18 protein-coding genes are annotated in these 21,646 nt (G+C 42.3%); 10 read left to right on the top strand and 8 right to left on the bottom strand.

Features of this window, described 5'->3' with window-relative positions:
* Positions 1-429: 429 nt before the first annotated feature.
* Complete coding sequence (gene gyrA / locus AC5JL8_RS23600) at positions 430-2,949, bottom strand: DNA gyrase subunit A (protein WP_495882108.1); 2,520 nt, start codon at positions 2,947-2,949, stop codon at positions 430-432.
* A 227-nt stretch (positions 2,950-3,176) separates the two neighbouring features.
* Here gyrA and AC5JL8_RS23595 point away from each other — a divergent pair, with 227 nt between their 5' ends.
* Entirely contained in the window at positions 3,177-3,581 is a 405-nt protein-coding gene (locus AC5JL8_RS23595) for a response regulator (RefSeq protein WP_495882107.1), read from the top strand.
* Between the two features lie 162 nt (positions 3,582-3,743).
* On the opposite strand, the gene AC5JL8_RS23590 is transcribed toward AC5JL8_RS23595, so the two are convergent.
* Complete coding sequence (locus AC5JL8_RS23590; RefSeq protein ID WP_495882106.1) at positions 3,744-4,625, bottom strand: tetratricopeptide repeat protein; 882 nt, start codon at positions 4,623-4,625, stop codon at positions 3,744-3,746.
* A gap of 384 nt (positions 4,626-5,009) precedes the next feature.
* Between AC5JL8_RS23590 and AC5JL8_RS23585 the strand changes: the two genes are divergently transcribed.
* From AC5JL8_RS23585 to AC5JL8_RS23555, 7 genes are all read left to right on the top strand, one after another.
* The gene (locus AC5JL8_RS23585; protein WP_495882105.1) at positions 5,010-6,563 is read left to right on the top strand and encodes an efflux RND transporter periplasmic adaptor subunit; all 1,554 of its coding nucleotides are present in this window, start codon (positions 5,010-5,012) and stop codon (positions 6,561-6,563) included.
* 88 nt (positions 6,564-6,651) lie between these two features.
* Positions 6,652-7,932 carry an ABC transporter permease gene (locus AC5JL8_RS23580; protein ID WP_495882104.1) on the top strand — a complete coding sequence of 427 codons (1,281 nt, stop codon included), beginning with the start codon at positions 6,652-6,654 and terminating at the stop codon, positions 7,930-7,932.
* Between the two features lie 187 nt (positions 7,933-8,119).
* A complete protein-coding gene (locus tag AC5JL8_RS23575; RefSeq protein WP_495882103.1) occupies positions 8,120-8,791 on the top strand; it encodes an ABC transporter ATP-binding protein in 672 nt (223 codons plus the stop codon).
* A 149-nt stretch (positions 8,792-8,940) separates the two neighbouring features.
* Positions 8,941-10,386, top strand: a complete 1,446-nt coding sequence (locus AC5JL8_RS23570; RefSeq protein ID WP_495882102.1) for a TolC family protein — start codon at positions 8,941-8,943, stop codon at positions 10,384-10,386.
* A gap of 570 nt (positions 10,387-10,956) precedes the next feature.
* Positions 10,957-12,429 carry an efflux RND transporter periplasmic adaptor subunit gene (locus tag AC5JL8_RS23565; protein ID WP_495882101.1) on the top strand — a complete coding sequence of 491 codons (1,473 nt, stop codon included), beginning with the start codon at positions 10,957-10,959 and terminating at the stop codon, positions 12,427-12,429.
* On the top strand, positions 12,426-13,643 hold the full coding sequence (locus tag AC5JL8_RS23560; protein ID WP_495882100.1) for an ABC transporter permease: 1,218 nt from the start codon (positions 12,426-12,428) through the stop codon (positions 13,641-13,643). Before AC5JL8_RS23565 ends, AC5JL8_RS23560 begins: the two co-directional genes overlap by 4 nt.
* A gap of 52 nt (positions 13,644-13,695) precedes the next feature.
* A complete protein-coding gene (locus AC5JL8_RS23555; RefSeq protein ID WP_495882099.1) occupies positions 13,696-14,460 on the top strand; it encodes an ABC transporter ATP-binding protein in 765 nt (254 codons plus the stop codon).
* Between the two features lie 109 nt (positions 14,461-14,569).
* On the opposite strand, the gene AC5JL8_RS23550 is transcribed toward AC5JL8_RS23555, so the two are convergent.
* The gene (locus tag AC5JL8_RS23550) at positions 14,570-15,100 is read right to left on the bottom strand and encodes an orange carotenoid protein N-terminal domain-containing protein (protein WP_495882098.1); all 531 of its coding nucleotides are present in this window, start codon (positions 15,098-15,100) and stop codon (positions 14,570-14,572) included.
* A gap of 215 nt (positions 15,101-15,315) precedes the next feature.
* Between AC5JL8_RS23550 and AC5JL8_RS23545 the strand changes: the two genes are divergently transcribed.
* Positions 15,316-15,690 (top strand): hypothetical protein, encoded by a 375-nt coding sequence (locus AC5JL8_RS23545; protein ID WP_495882097.1) that lies wholly within the window; start codon positions 15,316-15,318, stop codon positions 15,688-15,690.
* 34 nt (positions 15,691-15,724) lie between these two features.
* Here AC5JL8_RS23545 and AC5JL8_RS23540 read toward each other — a convergent pair whose 3' ends face one another.
* Together AC5JL8_RS23540 and queG are read right to left on the bottom strand one after the other, a co-directional pair.
* The gene (locus AC5JL8_RS23540; protein ID WP_495882096.1) at positions 15,725-16,360 is read right to left on the bottom strand and encodes an HAD-IA family hydrolase; all 636 of its coding nucleotides are present in this window, start codon (positions 16,358-16,360) and stop codon (positions 15,725-15,727) included.
* Entirely contained in the window at positions 16,335-17,309 is a 975-nt protein-coding gene (queG, locus tag AC5JL8_RS23535; RefSeq protein ID WP_495882095.1) for a tRNA epoxyqueuosine(34) reductase QueG, read from the bottom strand. The genes AC5JL8_RS23540 and queG overlap by 26 nt, the downstream gene beginning before the upstream one ends.
* Positions 17,310-17,575: 266 nt before the next feature.
* On the opposite strand from queG, the gene AC5JL8_RS23530 reads away from it, so the two are divergent.
* Positions 17,576-18,025, top strand: coding sequence for a nuclear transport factor 2 family protein (locus tag AC5JL8_RS23530; protein ID WP_495882094.1), 450 nt, complete (start codon positions 17,576-17,578; stop codon positions 18,023-18,025).
* A 276-nt stretch (positions 18,026-18,301) separates the two neighbouring features.
* On the opposite strand, the gene AC5JL8_RS23525 is transcribed toward AC5JL8_RS23530, so the two are convergent.
* From AC5JL8_RS23525 to AC5JL8_RS23515, 3 genes are all read right to left on the bottom strand, one after another.
* Positions 18,302-18,727, bottom strand: coding sequence for an ATP-binding protein (locus AC5JL8_RS23525; protein ID WP_495882093.1), 426 nt, complete (start codon positions 18,725-18,727; stop codon positions 18,302-18,304).
* A 3-nt stretch (positions 18,728-18,730) separates the two neighbouring features.
* Positions 18,731-20,404: a SpoIIE family protein phosphatase gene (locus AC5JL8_RS23520; protein ID WP_495882092.1), complete on the bottom strand. Its 1,674-nt coding sequence runs from the start codon at positions 20,402-20,404 to the stop codon at positions 18,731-18,733.
* Positions 20,405-20,588: 184 nt separating this feature from the next.
* On the bottom strand, positions 20,589-21,308 hold the full coding sequence (locus AC5JL8_RS23515) for a response regulator (RefSeq protein ID WP_495882091.1): 720 nt from the start codon (positions 21,306-21,308) through the stop codon (positions 20,589-20,591).
* Positions 21,309-21,646: the final 338 nt, after the last annotated feature.

Below are 21,646 nucleotides of genomic sequence, written 5' to 3'. Positions count from 1 at the left end.
TTTCATGTATAAAAATACTCAGTATTTTTGCAGCACTTCACACAATATTTACATTAAAACGAATATCCAACAATATTTCTTTCATTTATTTACCTAATCTTCATGAAACTCCTACGCAGGTTTATATAGCTGGCTTTTATATGGACATCAAAGGCTTCTAGCAAAGTAATCTACTAATTTGCACAATCTTTATAATAAAAGTGTAATTAATATGGTTTTTTACGCTTGTTTAGCGTAGCATCTGTCTCTGTATATATATTTGAGACAAAACTAAGCTTTTCATAGCGATGCTGGCTATCTTAGGTAGCATGAAGCCAAATACGTTCTTTCATCTGACATATTTGAGACTGCCAAGCTCAAGCAGAATTGAGATATGCAGTTAGACAAGTACCTCTCAATCTTGCCGTTAATTCCAGGTTGAAGATTGATTTATATACGTACTTCGGTAATAGTGATGACTTTTTCGTCGCGGTTAAGTTGGAGGATGCTTTCTCCCTTGCTATCTTTATTCAACATAGGTACTGTTTCCACAGGTATCCGCACTACTCGCTCTTTATTAGTAACTAACGCAACTTCAGCCGAGGCGATCGCCATTACCATCCCTGCTAAGTTGTCAGTTTTATTGGTAAATTTCACAGCTTGCGTACCTAAATCACCGCGATTAGCTGATTTTAATTGACTTGCAGGCAGGCGCTTGGCATATCCTTCTTGAGTAACCAGCAACAAATCTTCTTTTCCGCTTACAGTTACACAGCCAACCATTTGTTCATTTTTACGTAGACGTAACGCTTGCAACCCCATCGCTGTCCTACCCATAATCGGTAGCTGTTCGTCACTTGCTGGAAATCTCAACAGACGTCCGCCGGAACTAGCTACAATTAAATGTTTGTTTGTAGTAGTGAATTGAGTAAATAACAATTCATCATCGTCTTTGAGTTTTAAAATAGTTACTCCGCGACGAGTGAGGTTAGTCAATTCTTCCAGAGACAAGCGCTTAATTCGTCCTTGCTTTGTCAGGAGAACCATCTGAGCGATATCGGAATTTTCCGGTAGCAAAAAGCGGTTGATAACAGCTTCTTGAGTACCTTGAGCAGTATTGGAGAGCATGGTGATCAGCGGTGTTCCCCTTGGAGATCGTCCACTGATTAAGGGAATATCTCCTACCTTGACTGGGTAGGCTTTACCACCACTGGTGAGTACCAGCAATTCTTTCTCTGTATCAGTCAACTCAGTTTGGATAATAAAGTCATGATCATTGAGACCGTTTTCAGCTTTGGGTTTTTTACCGTTTGCCGAAATACGGCGCACATATCCCCGTTGAGTAAACTCTAAAACCGCTTCTTCTGACGGGACTTCTAATTTGAGATTTTCGGTTTTAGCTTTAGGATTTTCTGCTTCTTCTCCTTGTCCCCTTGTCTTATCCCCTTGTCTTTTTGTTTCCTCCACGCTACTAGGCACTAGCTTGGTACGACGGGAATCGCTGTACTTGCGCTTGAGCGATCGCAAGTCTTTTTTCAGCGCTTTGAGTAATTCTTTTCTATCACTGAGCAGTCTTCGTAACAAAGTAATTTGCTCTGTTAGTTGCTCAAACTCTTGTTGCAAATTCTGCTGTTCTAAACTGGTGAGACGTCGCAACGGCATAGCCAGAATTGCATCTGCTTGAACCTCGCTCAAATTGAGTCGGCTACAAAGAGTAATTTTTGCCGTACTGCCATCGGCTGCTTGCCGTAAAATTTCAATTACCTCATCAACCTTAGACAAGGACAAGAGTAAGCCTTCCACTAAATGCAGCCGATTTTCCGCTTTACCCAACTCGTAACTGTAGCGACGGTTTAGCGTCTGCTCGCGGAAATTCAAAAATTCCAGCAACAGCTGACGCAAACTTAACTGGCGCGGTTGTCCGTCTACTAAGGCTAAGAGAATCGCTCCAAAGTTAGTTTGTAAAGCGGTTTGGTGATATAAATGCTGGAGCAATTCTTGAGGATTAGTATCGCGTTTAAGTTCAATCACTACTCGCATACCTTCGCGATCGCTCTCATCTCGAAGATCAGAAATACCTTGCAAACGCCCTTGATTCACTAATTCCGCTACTTTCTCAATCCAGCCTGCCTTATTCACTTGATAAGGCAATTCTGTGACAATAATTGCCGTGCGTCGCTTGCTTCCCCTAACGGCTGGAATCTCCTCCAGCGCTGCAACTCCCCGCAACACAATACTGCCTTTACCTGTGGTGTATGCCTCTCGAATGCCTGCTTCACCAACAATTTCCCCACCAGTGGGAAAATCTGGCCCCGGAATCAGCTCGAATAACTTTTCATCTGTCAAATCCGGTTGATCAATTAAGGCAATTAATCCATCGACCAATTCGCCTAAGTTATGCGGCGGAATATTTGTTGCCATTCCCACGGCAATACCAGAACAGCCGTTGAGCAATAAGAAAGGTAACTGCGCCGGTAGTACTGTAGGTTCTTGTTGAGAATTATCGAAGTTACCGATAAATTCCACAGTTTCTTCGCCAATTTCTGCCAGCATTCCCTCGTGGCCAATCGATGCGAGCCGCGTTTCTGTGTAGCGCATCGCTGCTGGTGGGTCATTATCGACGCTGCCAAAGTTGCCATGTCCTGCTAGTAAGGGATACCTACTAGAAAATTCCTGTACTAGCCTCACTAAGGCATCATAAACAGCTTGGTCACCGTGGGGGTGATATTTACCTAACACGTCACCCACTACACGGGCACACTTGCGATAAGGTCTATCCGGTGTGAGTCCGAGTTCGTGCATTGCATATAAAATGCGGCGATGAACTGGCTTTAAGCCGTCACGTACATCGGGTAACGCTCGCCCGACAATCACACTCATGGCATATTCTAGGTAAGACCGTTGCATCTCAGTGTGCAGGGCTGTGGTGATTACCTGTCCCGTTGAGAGAAGGTTTAACTGTTTTGCCATGAGCTTTGTCCCTGAATTTTAACTACACAAAAATCGCTGAAAATTAACACTGCAGCAACCACAGCATAATGGATGAAAAGCAATTTCTAACCAAATCTTGATAGTCATAGGATAAGAAGCAGTAGTATTATCCTTGATGACGGGGATACACATTGAAGATTAAAAAGGAGGCTGACAACTGTTTTAATCCGGTAGTCATCCCTCCAATTCCTATAAATCAAATTCTCATGAAAACCGTTTTAATTGTAGAAGACGATCTAATTAATGCTCGCGTTTTTTCCAAGATTTTGACCAAGCGTGGCGGCTTAGATGTTAAACATACAGAAAATGTCGAAGAAGTGATAAAAATTGCTCAATCAGGAGAGGCAGACCTTATTTTAATGGATGTGTCTCTGTCACGAAGCGTTTACCAAGGTAAATCTGTTGATGGAATCAAAATTACACAAATGTTAAAATCCGATCCCCAAACAGCAAACTTACCTGTAATTTTAGTAACTGCTCACGCTATGGAAGGCGATCGCGAGAACTTCTTGAAGCAAAGTGGTGCTGATGGTTACATCTCTAAGCCTATTGTTGACCATCAACTTTTTGTTGACCAGATTCTGGCACTTTTACCCACAAACAAACACTAACAAGTAGTGAACTTTGTGGGAATCATCCTCTGTATATGATTTTGGGCGCTTATTGCTAACTTTATTTAGTATACATGTACTACGAAATGGTGTTTTTCCGCAAGTAGTAATAAGCAATGGGTAAAAGCGGCTCTAATTACCAATTGCCAATTCACTATTTGCCTATTGGGTAGGCTGTTTAGAGTCTATGGGATTTTCCCTTTGCTGTAGAGCCGCTTGAATCCTGGGCAATTCTAGAAACTTTTTGGTATCAGATAGGAGACGTTCACCCCAAAGATTCTGCTTGAGAAAATCTAAATCGCCATAGCGCTGATCAATACGGAGTGCGGCTTCTCCCATTGCCAAACCTTGTTGGCGATCGCCTTTGGTATACAGAGCTACTGCTAATGCTAATAAAGGCTCTGCCGCTTGCTTATCAAGAGTAACAGCGGTTTGCCATTGCTTGATCGCACTTTGAACGTCACCTTGCTCATATTGAATCAAGCCAGTGTTGTTAATTGCTGGCCAAAATTTCCGATCATTGGAAACGGCTTTACTATACTGAGCGAGTGCGTCTGGCAATCGACCCAACATATAATAGGCATTTCCCAAATCAAACAAACCTTCTGGGTCATTGGGTTTTAATTTTAAGCCTGCTTGATAATTGGCAACAGCTAAATCATATTTTTGCTGTTGAAAATTAGCCGAACCCATAGCAAACAAAACATCAGCATTTTTTGGGTTGAGAGATTGTGCGTTTTTCAAGGCAGCGATCGCCGCATCAAACTCTTTTTTTTGCAAATGCAAACCACCCAACAGAAACCATACTTTATCATTTTTAGGAGCCAGTTGACTTGCTAACCGCGCTCGTGGCAAAGCTAACTCAAACTGTTGAAACTGTCCTAGTTGAGCCGCCTCTTGTGCCAGGCTCAACCCCTGCTTTTCTAACTTTGCTGCATTAAGTTGCAGTGTATGAGGTATTAGTGCCTGTGCATGAGCTGCTTTTGGCACGCTCCACAAGCTACACACAACCAGAAGAGAAATCAATGGAAAATTTTTAGGCACACTACCGCCTCTTACCCACAAATCAAAGAATCTTTCAGCTAGCTTAAACGATCTACGCTCTAGACGAAAGGCAAATTTTGTAGTTAAGAGTTAAGACTCCATAGTAAATTATCTCAATTAAATTGGATTTCTGGTATTAGCATTCAAAATTTGTAGCTTAGTTAATTAATGTCAAGTTCATAGAAAGTCGCCGGGAAACTCCAATCCGTGGGTGGAGTTTTTCATTTCCGTAGCACTGGTGACTTTGGTCATGTATCAGTCTGGAAGTACTAGTGACTTTGGTAATGTACCAGGTTGGACTATTTTGAACGATAATTACTAGCATGAATTTATACAAAAATATGGTGAACAAGTCATGTTTACTAATAAAAAAAAAGAGTATTTATGACAATTGATACATCCAGCCCTGTAGATTCGTCAGGTTTAATACCAGAAATAAAAAAAAGCAAAAACAAGACTCGTTGGCTGTCTTGGCTACTCGCTCTTGCCTTTTTGGGTGGAATTGGCTACGCCATTTATTACCAGGTAGCTGTCGTTCCAACTCAGCAAGCGAGACGCCGGGTTTTAACACAGCCTGTACAAAGGCAGACTTTAGCGATCGCAGTTTCAGCGAACGGAACAGTAAAACCGGAGCGGTTAATTAACCTCAGCCCAAAAAATTCAGGTATCCTGAAACAACTGCTGGTCAAGGAAGGCGATATCGTCAAACAAGGGCAGATTGTAGCTTACATGGATGATTCTAACCTGCGAGGGCAACTCACCTCTGCTCAAGGACAACTGGCACAAGCTGAGGCAAATCTGCAAAAGGCACAAGCAGGCAATCGCCCTCAGGATATTGCTCAAGCACAAGCACAACTAGACGAAGCCGAGGCGAATCTGCAAAAGGTACAAGCAGGTAATCGCTCTCAAGATATTGCCCAAGCACAGGCACGCTTACAAAGCGCTCAAGCTGCTCTTAGCAAAGCGGAAGATAATTTCCGCCGCAATCAGCAACTTTACAATGCAGGCGGTATTTCCCTTCAGACTTTAAATCAAAGTCGTGCAGATCGTGACAGTGCCCAAGCTACGGTTAATGAAGCACAGCAAGCACTGGCGTTACAAAAAGCCGGGTCACGCTCAGAAGACATCGAGCAAGCACGAGCCGTGGTGAACCAGAGACAGCAAGCTCTGGCACTCCTGAAAGCAGGAACGCGCCGAGAAGATATAGACGCAGCGCGCGCCCAGGTAACATCTGCTCGCGGTTCGTTGCAAAACATCCAAGCCCAAATTAATGACACGATCATTCGCGCACCTTTTGAAGGTGTAGTGACCAAGAAATACGCTGATCCAGGTGCTTTTGTGACTCCCACAACTGCAAGTAGCGATGTATCTTCCGCGACTTCTTCTTCGATTTTGGCTTTGGCTTCTACAAATGAAGTTGTAGCAAATTTAGCTGAAACTAATATTTCCAAAATCCGCCTTGGACAGACAGTGACGATTAGAGCAGATGCTTATCCAGGAAAGAAATTTGAAGGTAAAGTGAAGCAAATCGCTGCCCAATCTGTGGTTACCCAAAACGTTACTAGTTTTGAAGTGAGAGTAGCACTTTCAGATCCTCAAAGATTACTGCGGTCTGGGATGAATGTCACAACAGAATTTCAAGTAGGACAATTGGAGAATGCGCTGGTAGTGCCAACAGCAGCAGTTGTACGTCGAGAAAATGCCACAGGTGTGTTTGTGCCAGGAGAAGATAACAACCCTGTATTTACTCGCATTGAAACTGGTGTGACTGTAAATAACTTTACCGAAGTTAAGTCTGGATTGACTGGAAACGAGAGGGTATTGCTCAGTTTCCCTCCAGGGTCACGGCCGCAATCAACACCACGAGGAGGAGTTTTCCCTGGGCTAGGAGGTGGTGGGCGTTCTTCAGGTCGTTCTCAAGGTGGTGGTTCTCCTTAAAGTTTACTTGTAAATATATAACTCATAGTTCCTTGTTCCCAATCTCCACAAGTGATTTAGGAATCAAATCTGATTGCTACACATCAATATGTTTAAGATATTTAAGGGCTTTTACAAAGTTAAAAATAGCCGCACAGTGCCGTTGCTAGAAATTTTGTCAATGGCAGCAGAAACTTTATGGAGTAACAAGTTACGCACAGGATTAACGATGCTGGGCGTAATTATTGGTATTTCCTCAGTCATTGCCATTACCTCTGTTGGTCAGGGGGTACAAAAGGGAGTTGAGCAACAGATACAAGCATTGGGTACAGATGTAATTCAAATCTTAGCTGGTGCGGCAAGAAGTGGGAATATTAGCCAAGGGATAGGTTCTAGCAGTACCTTAACTTGGGAAGATGCAAAAGCGATCGCCCAACAAGCACCATCGGCTCAGATTGTTTCTGCCTATCTACAACGCAATGCACAAGTTGTTTATGAAGGGCAGAATACATCAACAACAATTTATGGCACAGATTTGAACTATCCAGAAGCGAGAAATACCCACCCCCAAGAGGGAAGATTTTTTACTCAAGAGGAACTGAATACTGCTGCACAAGTTGCTATTATTGGGCCTACAGTCCAGAGAACACTTTTTGGGCAAGGTGTCAATGCTATCGGTGAGAAAATCCGCATTCGAGGAGAGGCTTATGAAGTCATTGGAGTGATGGAACCGAAAGGTTCTCAAGGGCCGATGGATCGAGATGACCAAATTTTTATCCCTTTGACTAGTATGTCGGCAAGACTGGTTGGTAACAATGCCCTAGCAGGTGTTTCTGTGAGTGGGATTTTAGTCAAATCCAGCAATCCAGAACAGTTAGAAGCGGCTCAGTTTCAAGTCACCAATCTCTTACGCCTGCGTCACAATATCTATCCACCACAAGCTGATGATTTCCGGCTGACTAACCAAGCTGATATTGTTAACACCTTCACCAATGTTGTGGGATTATTTACAGTGATGCTAGTAGCGATCGCTGGTATTTCACTCGTTGTTGGAGGAATTGGTATTGCCAATATCATGCTTGTTTCTGTTGTAGAACGAACGCGAGAAATTGGTATTCGCAAAGCTGTAGGCGCTACAAATTCAGCTATTCTTAATCAATTTTTAGCCGAAGCGATCGTGATTTCTATTGTGGGCGGAGGTATTGGCATGGCAAGTGGTATTTTGATTGCCTTTGGCTCTGCAACCATTTTTAAGTTTCCATTTGTCATTTCTTTTTTGTCAATCATTGTCGGGTTTGGACTTTCCTTAAGCGTTGGCTTAATTGCTGGAGTGATTCCAGCACGGAACGCTGCCAAATTAGATCCAATTACCGCTCTAAGAAGCGACTAAGCTTAACAGTGCTGAGTTAAAAGTTCTGAGTCCTGAGTAAGGAACTTCCAGATAAAAAAATATCCCATCGCTTTGATGGCAGGGACAGGGAGCAGGGGAGCAGAGGAGCAGAAAAGCAAAATTTAGCCATCACAACTCAGCACTCATAACTCAGCACTCACCACTCAGCACTCACCACTAGCAACTTATGCCAACCATGATTTGGATGGAATCCATTACCAAAACCTACCATTTGGGAGAAGTGGATGTCCCCATACTCAAGGGAATTCAGCTCTCCATAGAGGAAGGAGAATATGTATCTATTATGGGTGCATCAGGTTCGGGTAAATCCACGCTAATGAATATTTTGGGATGTCTGGATCGTCCCACGACTGGACACTATATTTTTGAAGGTAGGAACCTAACTACTTTTGATGATGATGAATTGGCGTATATTCGTAATCAAAGGATTGGTTTTGTTTTCCAACAATTTAACTTATTAGCACGGGCAACAGCGCTGGATAACGTTATGTTACCAATGGTTTACGCCAACTTGCCAAAGCAAAAACGCCGTCAAAGGGCATTGGAGGCCTTGAGCAAAGTAGGACTAGCAGAGCGAATTTCTAACCGTCCCAGTCAACTCTCTGGTGGACAACAGCAAAGGGTAGCTATTGCTCGTGCTTTAGTCAACCGACCTGCATTAGTTTTAGCAGACGAGCCAACAGGAGCTTTGGATACTGAAACTTCCCATGAAGTAATGAATTTATTAACAGAACTAAATGAGCAAGGAATCACGATTGTAATTGTCACCCATGAGCCAGATATTGCCGCCCAAACTAAACGGATTATCCGGGTTCAGGATGGCTTGATTGTCGGCTAATTTGCTAATCTCAACCTTCTGAGAAAAATTCAAAATTCATAATTCAAATCCCCAGAAATAATTAATATATAGGGGTTTGCAATTATGACCGAAAATTTTAGTTCCATCCTCAAAATTGTTGAGAAACCCAATTTATTACTACATCAAATATGAAATTCATTGTATCTCTTGTGCATTCTACCTGGGTTGTCGTAGCAGTTGCTATTATCATCCCGACTTTAGCCAAAAACGCAAGTGCCCAAACTCCTTTACAAACGCAGAATCCTTCTGGCGTTACGGGTGCTAAACCTGTGCCAGTTCCCGATTACCTTAATCCAAATCCCAATCCCTTACAATTTCCTACAAAGCCAGAAGAAGTAAGGATTCGGGGAATTGTGCCAATTAGTTTGGCACAGGCTTTGGAACTAGCTAAACGCAACAATCGGGAATTACAGGTAGCGATATTGGAACTAGAACGCAGCCGTGCCGCAGTACGGGAGGCTCAGGCTGCATTGTTTCCTACTCTTGGCATCAACGGTAGTGTGACTAATAGTGGTAATGGACTGCTCAACAGTTCATCTCAATCTAACCAATCCAGCACCACTTTTAACGGTCAAGCACAACTGAATTATGACCTTTATACCTCTGGCAACCGACAAGCTAATATCCGTGCATTTGAGGAGCAAGAACGTATAGATGAATTGGATGTTGAAAATCAGTCTCAAATAATTGGCTTGAATGTCGCCACTCAATACTACAATTTGCAACAAGCAGATGAACTAGTCAGAATTAATCAGGCTGCGGTAGAGAATTCCCAGGCTAGCTTACGGGATACTCAAGCTAGACTCCAAGCAGGAGTAGGAACCCAGTTTGATGTCCTACAATCTCAGGTTAATTTAGCCGATGCTCAACAACAGCTAACTAATGCTATTTCACAGCAGCGAATTACCCGTCGCCAGTTTGCAACCTTATTAAGTTTGCCGCAGTCGGTTGATGTCAGTGCGGCAGATCCGGTGAGATTAGCAGGACTTTGGCAGCAAACACTCGAACAAACTATTGTGCGAGCTTTCCAAAATCGTCCAGAATTGAGTCAGTTTTTGGCACAACGCAATCTTTACGAACAACAGCGACGGCAAGCGCTTTCGCAGCTAGGCCCGCAAGTTAGTTTGGTTGGTAACTATAGCCTACTAGACCGCTATAACGATAACATCAGCCTGACTGATGGCTATTCAGTGGGACTCCAAAACAATTTAACTTTATATGATGGAGGAGCAGCAAGAGCAAGGGCGGCTCAGTCACGAGCTAATATTGCGATCGCAGAAACTCAATTTGCTAATCAGCGTGACCAAATTCGCTTTGATGTAGAACAATACTATTTTCAGTTGCAATCTAATCTGGATAATGTGCAAACTTCTACTGTAGCTTTAGAACAAGCTAGGGAAGCTTTGCGGATAGCAAGGTTGAGGTTCCAAGCGGGCGTAGGCACACAAACAGAAGTGATTGCTGCCGAAAACGACTTGACAAGAGCTGAAGGTAATCGAGTTACAGCTATTTTGGATTACAACCGCGCTCTGGCTAATTTACAACGATCTGTCACCTCCAGAACTGGACGCTAGATTTACACCAGGTTTCATTGAAAGCGGCGGGAAACTCCGCTTTGTGGGTGGAGTTTTTCATGTATTTGAATACATATGTCGTAAGGGCACAGCAATGCTTGTGCCGTTACAGCGTAATCTATTTACTTGAAATATAGCTGCAAATTATTACTTCCTCAAATTCATAAAAATTTGGGGTATTTTTTATTTGGATTTTTGCAAACAATCTGATGTAATTTCTACGCAATCAGATAAACATCTACCTTTCGTATACTTTCAGACTTGCTCTGAAGTCACCCAATCAGGTGAAGGCATACAATATTACTCAAAGTTAATATAAAGCAAAGTAAAGCAACTACTAAGTAGTCATCATGAACTGCGTAAATTAATAACGCATGAAAAAGGGGCTAGAGACTAGCTAGTTTTTTTTACTCATAACTCAGCACTTTTTCAAGTTAGCCTGTTTGTCTAGTTATCAGGTGCTTGATCAAGGTTTACTTCAAAAGTATTTCAAACACCACATTCTTGCACTTGCGCTCTAACTGAAAGCCACTTCCACAAAGCAATATTGATAATTTATAGGCTGCTATAATGACTACTCATATAGAAATTCCTTTTATTGGCAAGAAAGTTAAGTACCCATTACGTTGGCTAATAGGAGCAGTAGCAGCAGGTGCTTTGGTTGTTGGCACTACTACCACCTACAATCTTGTGAATGGTGGAGCAAATAAAGAAGATATTGCTCAATTAACTGTTCCAGTAGAAACGAAAAACTTCACCCTACGAATTACTGCTAGTGGCAAGGTAGTACCAGTTCAAAGCGTTAATATTAGCCCAAAAAATCCTGGAGTGCTAGGGCAATTGTATGTTGAACAAGGCGATCGCGTGCAACAAGGACAAATTCTTGCCCGGATGGATGTAGGTGAGATTCAAGCCCAAATTCTCCAGTACCGCGCTAACTTAGCACAAGCTCAAGCTCAACTCGATGAAGCCCGCGCCGGAAGTCGCCCCCAAGAAATTGCTCAAGCAAGAGCAAGGTTGGCACAAGCTGAGGCGCAGCTAGCCGCAGCTCGCGCTGGCAATCGTGAGCAAGAAATTGGCCAAGCCCAAGCTCAGGTAGAATCAGCAAAAGCACAAGTTAACCTCACACAAGCACGGGTAAACCGATATCGGGAATTAACACGCCAAGGGGCAACTTCTCAAGATCAGCTCGAACAGTACATCAGTGAAGATAGAAGAGCAAAAGCTAGTTTAGAAGAAGCACAAAAACGGCTGTCCCTGCTTCAAAGTGGAACTCGTAGTGAAGAAATCACTGCTAAGGAAGCAGCTGTTACCGAAGCCAAAGCTGCATTAGTGCTGTTACAAAATGGCAGTCGTCCTGAAGAAATTGCCCAGCGCCAAGCAGCTGTGAAAGCTGCCCAAGCTCAGTTAGAAGCAGCACAGGTGAGGCTTGCAGATACCGTTATCCGCGCTCCCTTTGCCGGAATTGTAACGCAGAAGTATGCAAACATCGGTGCGTTTGTGACTCCTACAACTTCTGCTTCTAGCAGTGCATCGGCAACTTCTAGTTCAATTGTTGCTGTTGCACGGGGTTTAGAAGTGTTAGCTCAAGTCCCAGAAGCTGATATTGGCAGAATTCAACCAGGACAGCAGGTAGAAATTGTTGCTGATGCCTATCCCGATCAAGTTTTTAAAGGTCGTGTGCGCCTTATTGCTCCTGAAGCAGTGGTTGAACAAGGTGTAACGTCCTTCCAAGTGCGGGTTGCATTGGATACTGGCGTTGATAAACTGCGTTCCGGCTTAAATGTGGATTTGACTTTTCTGGGCGATCGCGTTAGCGATGCTTTAGTATTACCAACTGTGGCAATTGTTACCGAACAGGGAAAAACAGGCGTACTTGTACCCGATGAAAAGAATAAACCCCAGTTTCGTGAAGTTACCGTTGGGGCACAAATTCAAGACCAAACCCAGATTTTAGAGGGAGTGAAAGCAGGCGATCGCATCTTTATTAATCCACCAAAAGATTACAAAATCGAAAAGTCGAAGGAACAAAATAATCGATGAACCTTCTAGAAAGCATTCAAATGGCGGGGAGAACTCTGCTGTCAAATAAGTTGCGTAGCGCTCTGACGATGCTGGGTATTGTGATTGGTAATGCTTCAGTCATTACTATGATTGGGATTGGTGAAGGCGGGCAGAAGTACGTTGCTCAACAGTTAGAATCTCTAGGGCCAAATATATTATTTGTGATTCCCGGAAATCGAGAAACTCAACGCATTTCTAGAGATTTACCAAAAACTTTAATTTTAGAAGATGCTCAGGCGATCGCTACACAAGTGCCAACAATAGCAGCAGTAACGGCGGAGTTAAATAGTCGGCAGGTAGTTACTTACCGGAATAAAAACACCGATGTCAACATCATTGGTACAACTCCCAGCTTCTTGACAGTACGGGACTTTGAAATTGACAAAGGACGGTTTTTTACTGATGTCGATATGAAGCGCAGCAACCAAGTTGTGGTGCTAGGTGCAAAATTAGCAGAGAGATTTTTTGGTAATAGTAACCCCGTCGGTCAGCAATTACGAATCAAAAATACTAGCTTTCAAGTAATTGGGGCGCTAGAAGCTAAAGGTTCAGCTTTAGGCGTTGATTATGATGATGCCGCATTGATACCAATTATCACCACAGCCAACCGGATTGTTGGGCGAACTTCTCCTTACGGATTAGAGGTGAGCTATATTGTTGCCTCGGCTAAAAATGCAGAGAGTGTAGATGCAGCACAGTTTCAAATTACCAATTTACTCCGCCTGCGACACAAACTTACTGGAGAAGATGATTTCACAATCAACAGTCAAAAAGATGCGTTGCAAACTGTTGGGCAAATCACAGGTGCTTTAACAATTATGCTAGCGGCGATCGCTGGAATATCATTGTTTGTCGGTGGCATCGGCATCATGAATATCATGCTGGTTTCTGTTACCGAACGCACCCAAGAAATCGGACTGCGAAAAGCGATCGGGGCAACTCAGCAAGACATTTTACTTCAGTTTATGATTGAAGCAGTCATTGTTTCTGCAATTGGCGGCTTAGTTGGGACTGGAGTTGGTGTCGGGGGTATCTTGTTGGTTGCAGCATTGACTCCTTTAGAGGCAGCACTTTCGCCAGTAGCAATTACTATGGCAGTTGCCATCTCTGGCGCTATTGGCTTATTTTTTGGTGTTGTGCCTGCACGCCGTGCTGCCCAACTCGACCCCATTGTCGCTCTCAGAAGTGCTTAGACTGGTGGGGAGATGGGAAGGTGAATAATTACTGACACATGGCTAAATATCTATGGCAAACACTCTCACCATTACTGATTCTCAGATACCTAATCCTGCCCCCAAGCCAAAAATCATTCGCCTAGAAAATATTTTCAAAATTTATGGCAGTGGCGAAGCTGAGGTACGAGCGCTGAATGATGTCAACCTAATTGTAGAACAAGGTGAATATTGTTCGATTATGGGGCCTTCTGGTTCTGGTAAATCTACAGCCATGAATATTATCGGCTGTCTAGATCGCCCCACGTCGGGGCATTATTATCTAGATAATCTTGATGTCGCACAAATGGACGATAGTTCCTTGGCGCACATTCGCAACAGAAAACTAGGGTTTGTATTCCAACAATTTCATCTCTTATCCCAACTTTCAGCCTTAGAAAATGTCATGCTGCCGATGGTGTACGCTAATGTCAACCCTACCGAGAGACGTGACAGAGCAGTAGCAGCCCTACAACGAGTAGGTTTAGCAAATCGCCTCAACAACAAACCAACTCAACTATCTGGCGGACAACAGCAACGGGTGGCGATCGCTCGTGCCATTGTCAACCGTCCCGTAGTCCTGTTAGCAGATGAACCTACTGGCGCACTTGATTCCCGTACAACCCAAGAAGTATTGGATATTTTTAGCGAATTGAATGCTAGTGGAATCACAGTCGTCATGGTAACCCATGAGCCAGATGTTGCCCGTCAAACTCAGCGCATTGTTTGGTTTCGTGATGGTCAAGTTGTACACTCTCATTTGACTCCAGCTGACTTGAGCCACATGGCTGTATCTTGATTTTCAACCCAAAATTTTGAATTTTGAAAAATTCAAAAAAGGTCTTTCGTAGGGACACAACGGGCGTTGTGCCCTTACCTAAATTTCACTCAACCGAAAACTTTTATAATTACAAACTTGAGGTTTTGCCAGTTTGCGCTTGTGTTTCAATTGGTTTGACATCGCTGTAGCCCATTTCACCAGCGATTGTTCGGAATATAGACATTTGCTGTTCAAAAGCTAAACCTTCAATTTGAGAAAGCAAATTGTCAATTGCATCAGTGGTTTCGTAGTCTTCTGGTATGTCAACTACTGTATCACCCATAGCTACTGCCCAAGCATACCAAACTAACAGCTGGTTATTTTCTTTTAAAGCACCATAGGCACGAGAATAATCTGTATCTTCGCGGTTAACAATTTGCCGCATAATTGCCAGTTGCTCTTCATTTGATAATTGCAAATAATCTCCTAGCAACATAGGCGCTAAGTTGGGTTCCGCAGCAGCAGGTGCAGCTGGAGTTACCGAGTCCCCCATTTTTTCATAAACAAAATAGAACCAAGCGAGTTTAGCATCGGTATCGAGGGCATTAAAAGCTTCTACCACTTTTTGAGTTTCATTAGTCAAAGCTTGAGGAATGGGTTGATTTTGGCTTGCGGTCATAGTTGATCTCCGAGGCAATTTACACATCAAACTTAGGGTTAGCAAAGTTTAAGTATTAATATCTACTTCCAAGAGAAGGAGATTGATTAATCGAATATTGCAGTTTTTATCTACCTTTTAATAGAAGTAAGAATATCTCCTAAGAGGCCAAGTATTGCATGGATCTCTTTGATACGATTACCTCAGCAATTGGAAAATTACTTAAGGAGTGATTTATGCCTGATGAAGTCAAACCTAATCCAACCGAAGCTCCTACCCACGACGCACAATTAGCTGCTGACAGCATAACTGCTGGTGAAGAAGAAACACCAAAGGTCGATTTTGAAGCTGATTACGCAGCTGCACAGCAATTTAGCGTCAGTGAAATTGATCGTACAGGTGAGGGCGCTAAAGCTGCTGAAGCTGCAACTGCACCTCAACAAGAAATTTCTCAACAAGAAGAAGTAACAACTGAAGCGAAACCAACTGGTAATCCTGATGATTATTTAGAGATGGCTAAGGATGTTGGCGGTACTCAAACTGAGGCTGTAACTAGCGCCAGTGACGATTTAGTCCAAAAAGCTTTTGAAAAAGGTCAATCGAAAAAGTAAATTAAAAAATAGTCAAAAGTCCATAGACTTTTGACTATTGGCTATTTAAAACTCTTAAAATTTCACCTGGTTTGTGAATCAAAAAATCTGGTTTTTGTTTGGCTAATACTTCTGGTGAATTAAAGCCCCAAGTTACTGCAATAACTTGGATATTAGCTTTTTTTGAGGCTTCTATATCTCTGGTTTCGTCTCCAACATAAATGACTTGTTGCGGTTTAAGTTGCTTTTGTCTTAATACATTATTAATAATAGTTGTTTTTCCAAAAATTGTTACTCCTGAGTAGATAAAGTCAAACAACGTACCTAAATTATTGATTCTCAGGAATTCAGTTACGTTATCTTTAGAATTAGAAGTAATAATTCCTAGTTTATAATCATGAGCCTTGAGTTCTATTAAGGCTTCTTTAATACCTGGGATAGGTTTAAATTCATGGATCTTATTTTTTAATTCCCCTTTCACTTTCTTAACTAAAAAAGGTATTTTAAAAATAGAGATTCCTGAATATTTAATAATTTCTCTAGAGGTTAAGTTTCGTAGGAGAGCTAACTCCTGTTGAGTAATTTGTACATAATCAAACTCTAGTGCTAAACGATTAGCAATACTTACTAGAGCATCTACTGTATCTGCAATCGTGCCATCAAAATCAAAAATAATTACTTTCTGGGTCATTCTTTTGCGTGGATGCATCAAGATTAGCACGGGCATTGCGTCTTAACATTTCTGGTTTAATCCGCCGCAAGGCTGATGCCGGAAATTGTTGATCCCACTCCTCGTCTGAGATTTTTGCTAATTCTACCAGCTTGGGTGCAATATTCCCAGGGTAAGGATTAAATTCTGCCACATCAGTAGTTTGGGCAAAACGTAGATTCCACGGACAAACATCTTGGCAGATATCACAACCTGCAACCCAACCTTGTAAATTTGATGTGACTGTTTCAGGTAAATTTTCTGCTCGATTTTCAATGGTATGATAGGCAATGCAGCGATTAGCATTTACTACATAGGGACTCGTGATTGCATTAGTAGGGCAAGCTTCAAGACAGCGAGTACAGCTACCGCAGTGTGATGTAGATGGGCGATCGCTCTCTAGTTGTAGATTGGTCAACACCTCTCCTAAAAATACCCAAGAGCCATACTCTCGCGTAATCACATTTCCATTCTTAGCAATCCAACCAATTCCAGCCCGTTGCGCCCACACTTTATCTTGCACTGGGCCGGTATCTGCATAAAACTTGGCTTGAACGTCTTCACTCAGTGATTGTAGCCAGGTAGTCAGTTCTTTAAGTTTTTTATGCATCACCTTGTGATAATCTCTTCCCCAGCCATAGCGAGAGATTTTGGCGTATTCTTCGCCTTCGGGACGTTGATGTGGTGTGTAGTAATTAAGAGCCACACAAATTAGCGATCGCACTTCTGGCATCACTAAGCGAATATCTTGACGCTTCGGGTTAGCCATCCATTCCATATCAGCGTTGTAACCCAGCGCTATCCATGCTTGCAGCCGCTGTCTTGCTGTCTCATCTACTTCATCTACAGCAGCAATCCCTACTTTATGAAATCCCAACTCGCTGGCTTTTTCTTTTACCACACTGCTGCTGATGACGCTGCACTTATTCATTTATCTTATTTAAAGTTTGCCTGCTCTCTGGCACTTCAATTATACGTTACACAATCAATGGCTCTGTTTAATATTAGCTGACTAATACCAATTTGGGATTGGAGATTTTAGATTAAAAGTCTTTACCAAAATGATTCCCAGGCGATCATCTAGCAATTATTTATTCTAAAAGTATTTGTAAAATGATATCTCATCCTTGAGAAGCTTTCTTTTTACCTACTTTTATATTCAAATTAATGTTCAGCTAGCATGATAATGGTAATCCTATGACATTTGCTGAATCTACAGCCGCAACACAGCCGAGTGTTGCTGAAAACATAGTAAAAGAAGAATTCTCTATTGAGGGAATTGCAGAACCAACTATACTGCGTTACTTTCAAACATTAAATGCAGGTGAACTGAAAGCAACGTCTGACTTGTTTGCCGAGGATGGTGTAATGTATCCACCGTTTGAATCTGGTTTTGTGGGGCCAGATGCGATCGCTACTTATCTACAACAAGAAGCTCAAAATATTAAAGCTTTTCCTCACAAAGGAATTTCCGAAATTTTGGAAGATGGCCAAATCCAAGTTCAGGTAACAGGCAAAGCACAAACGTCCTGGTGTGGAGTTAACGTCTTGTGGCTGTTTATCCTCAATCAGCAACAACAAATCATCCACGCTAAAATCAAACTTTTAGCTTCTCCTCAAGAGCTACTAACCTTGCGTCGTGAATAATAGCAAGCTTTCGTACTCCCCCACCAAACTTACGTTGTAGTGGGGGATTTTTGCTTCACAGATCTATAAAACGTATAAAAATTTACTATTTTACTAACAAACTTGTTAAGAAAATCCCTGATATTTAGCTTTAAATTAGTCTCTCTTAGCCTTAGTTGTAGCCGAAATTACATAAATTCTTTGGAACAATATCATTTTTTTGGTAATGGCAAATCCAAAAACCGAGGCATTCAGAATGGACATAAGGCACCCTGCTTGAGAAAAACTAGCTTTTGTTTATTGGACTAGTTCTGGTAAGGTAGCTTCTAACTTGAGACAGTTAGCTCCGTCAACCTGCAATTGATAATCTACCTTATCCATCAAACGATTCATAATTAGCCAACCATAGCCACCTTCTTGTTTTTCTAAAGGGTTTGGCGGGAAATAGGTGGACATATCGAAACCTTCGCCATAATCCCAAATTTCCAAAGCGAGATCTCGGCCTTTCAATTCCAAGCGCAGTAAAACTGGCAAATTGGCCTGCTCCTTATGGGCATGACGTACTACGTTAGAGTAAGCTTCAACCAGAGCCAACCGCAAACGGCTTGATTGCCGTAACCAATCAACTGATTCTCCTAGTTGAATTTTTAAGCATCCCAGCAACCAATTTTCTACGATGTTTAAAAAATTTAAGTCGCTTGGTACATGCAACTCACTTTTCATTACTTATAAAACCTCCAGTGAGAGTATAGTTTGGTCGTCTTCTTGAACTTGATTGTCTGCTTGAATGCGAGCTAATAAATGGGTAAGGGAAAGTGGTTGTGGTTCCTGTTGTAAAAGTTGCCAAAGGCCGTCTTGATTCAGCATAGAACGGTTAAATGGCTGAACGCCACCCTCGGTAATCCCGCTAGCAATTAATTTATTTGATACCGTTGCTTCTGTAATACCATCGCTGGCTAACAGTAGGGTATCTTTAGGATTAAGAACCAAGCGACCAGATGGAGCCTGCCACTTATGCAAGATACCTAGAGGAATACTGCGTACCTTCAGGTAATTAGGCTGTGCCGCCAACTTTTCTTGGAGTGACCAAAGTAGGGGATAAATATGACCGGCGTTAGCATAGACTAGTTCCCTGGTGCTAGGGGTATAACAAGCTAAGACAAGAGTAATAAAACAATTGTTGCCGATTAAGTCATCGCACATAGCGTGGTTAAGATTCTGCATGACTACATTCGGTTCCGCTGGCGTTTCTTGAGATAATTCCCGACGCAACACCGAAATAGCACTAGCCATGAACAAAGCAGCTGGGACGCCTTTTCCGGAAACGTCACCCACTGCCAACCACAAGTCTCCTTTGGGATGAACAAATACTTCAAAAAAATCGCCCCCCACTTCACGAGCCGGGTAGCAGCAAGCTTGCAGTTTCACACCCTTGATTTCAGGTAAACTTTGCCTTAGCAAGTTATTTTGAATTTGGCGAGCAACTTCTAACTCAGCGCTAATCTGCTGTTGCTTTTCCTGGAGACGCTGGTATAGTTTTGCCTGAGAAAGGGCTAATGCTGCTTGTTCAGCAACACCTGCAATCAATTGGATGTCTTCGTTTTCCCAACAATCCTCGCGTCCTCTTTGGTAGAGAGCCAAGACAGCGAGCAGGTGTTGCTGATAGGACAATGGTACAATTAGTTGATGACTAGTAGTGTTGTCATCTGTATCTTGAGTCAGTTGATAATGACGGGTTTCGAGTACTTTCTCGATTAAATTACTCGGATCGAAAGCGCAACTAAATATGTGAGATTTGGGGTCTTGGTAGGAGAACAAGTCTTGTGTCAGGCGATCGCCTTCTACTGGTCGAAGGAAACAGCAAGTAGCTTCAAAGGTTTCACCAATAGTTGCTACGATTTTTTGCAGCATACTATCGTAGTCTAAGGACTCCCGAATTGCTGTTGTTACAGCATTAAACAAAGATTCTCGCCGTAGCGCACGCCGTAACTCTTGGGTGCGTTGTTTAACCAAGCGATAAGTATCAGTAGCTTGTTCAACTAATGCTTTCAACCGTTGAGGATTCCAGGGTTTGGTAATGTACTTAAATACCTGACCGGAGTTAATTGCATCAACCAAATCTTCGACATCAGTAAAACCAGTCAACAAAATCCGAATTGTATCGGGAAAGCGCTCTACTGTTAGGCTGAGAAATTCTGTACCGTTCATTTCCGGCATTCTTTGGTCAGAGATAATCACAGCCATCTCGCCTTCTTTGTCCAGGATTTCCAGGGCACTACGAGCATTATTGGCTTGATATACTTGAAAATCTCGTCTAAAAGTGCGGTAGAGTAAATCTAAGTTATCCAGCTCATCATCTACCACCATGAGCTTAAGTTTGCATACCTCTGTTTCAGTCATATTTGACTTTAGTTTTTAAATAATTTAATGGTGAGATAGCGCAATGTCTATCTCACCCAATAACTAACGAAAATAATCAAAAAATTACCTGCTCTAAAGAAGCTATCCTCCTTTGAACTAGAGTTTTCTTAAAGTTATAAATTTTCCTTTAGTATTCTTCAGGTTGCTACAGTGTCAAGTTAATTTATCCCACTAAACCAGAACGCAAAGCACGAACTGCTGCCTGGGTACGGTCATCAGCGCATAGCTTGTTTAAAATATTCCGTACGTGAGTTTTCACCGTCCCAACTGTGATGTACAGTCTTTCGGCGATTACTGCATTGCTACAACCTTCGACAATCAACTGTAACACTTCTAACTCCCTTTCTGTCAGGGTGTAAGGTTCCATCAAATCCTGATTTTCCTCAGCTTCAGAGTTATTAGCGTTACTCTTAGTGTTTAAAAATCCTGCATCTTGTTTTGCTGGATTTTGTTGTGCTTGTTGTAAGACGATGCGAGCGATCGCTGGATCGATCCAAGCATTGCCATTGTAGGTTACTCGTACAGCTTCCAGCAAATTATCGAATTTAATATCCTTCATGCAGTAAGAATCCGCCCCAGCTGCAAAAGCTGCCAAAACTGCTTCTTTATTATCTCGTAGTGTCAAAATTAATATTCTGGTTACTAACTCTTCGCCACGACTAATAGACTTTACCTCCCGTGTCAGCTCAATGCCATCCTTATCTGGTAAGCCTATATCTACAATTGCAATATCAGGTTGTAGCGTTTTCAACATTTTCAGACCTTCAGCAGCATTGGCAGCTTCTCCTACAACTTCAATTTCTTCTTTTTGCAGTAGTGCTGTCCGAATACCCACACGGGTGAGGTCATGATCTTCAATCAGAGCAATACGAATTTTACTCATAGTCAATTTCCGCCCGTTACACTACCTTAACTGTAAAATCGAGTTTACTCAAAAGTCGTAAGAGATGCAGTTTAAAGACATCTGTACAAAAATAAATATACAAGTGCTTTGTGAGTAAGGCTAACACGGAAGAGCGTTTGCCGATACTAAAGGCATTCATTTCTCATTGGAACATTACACTTCAATAATAGAATCAAGGCAGGTTAACCCCAACTATAAGCGTATAATATCAATTAGTTCAATTTTGTTTGCTCTTGTTATGGGTTAACAAACCCTTATCCTTATATAGATACACCAAAGATTCCTGGTATTTTTTTGCATAGCTGCTGAAGTATGCC

The sequence above is a fragment of the Mojavia sp. genome (assembly GCF_059505145.1).
This window is presented reverse-complemented; position numbering and strand designations above follow the sequence as displayed.